At 67.8% G+C, this 596-nt stretch carries 1 protein-coding gene; it reads right to left on the bottom strand.

What is annotated here, in order from left to right:
• On the bottom strand, positions 1–387 hold a 387-nt coding region (locus D3D02_RS18555; protein WP_121571338.1), incomplete at its 3' end, for an APC family permease.
• Positions 388–596 lie beyond the last annotated feature (209 nt).

Genomic DNA, 596 nt, shown 5'->3' with positions numbered 1-596 from the left:
GAAGACGCCGAACGTCACGGCGTAGAGCGCGCACGCGACGGCGTGGGCGAACCAGCTCATCCACCCGGCGTAGAAGCCGTTGGGGTCGGCCAGCGCCTCTTTCACCCAGAGGTAGCCGCCGCCGGCCTCGGGGAACGCCGCCCCGAGTTCGGCGTAGGAGACGGCGGTGAACATCGCCACCAGCCCGTTGAGTACGAACGCCACCGTGAGCGCCGGGCCGGCCAGCCCCGCCGCGAATCCGGTCAGCGCGAAGACGCCCGCGCCAATCATCGCGCCGACGCCGATGAACGTGATGTCGGCGAGACTCCTGTCGCGCGAGAGCTCCGTTTCCACCGACTCCTCAGGGGGAGCGTCGCCGCTCCCCGCGGTCGATTGCGTGTCGGCCATCAGGTGAACCCTCGAAGGCCGGATAGAAAAAGCCCGATGGGCGACGGGCCGCGTTCGAGCCGCCGTCGCCGGGTTCTCACCCGCAGAATGCGGGTATTTTTCGACCGGGTGCGTTCCGGCGCGCTACCCGCCGAACATCGTCCGCATCATCGGGTGCATCTCCATGAGCTGTTCCTCCGCGATTTCCTCGTACAGCTTGTACGTGATGG

Source organism: Halobellus sp. Atlit-38R (genome assembly GCF_003665925.1).
GTDB lineage: Archaea > Halobacteriota > Halobacteria > Halobacteriales > Haloferacaceae > Haloquadratum > Haloquadratum inordinatus.
The sequence above is the reverse complement of the archived record's forward strand: the minus strand, read 5'-3'. Positions and strand labels throughout refer to the sequence as shown.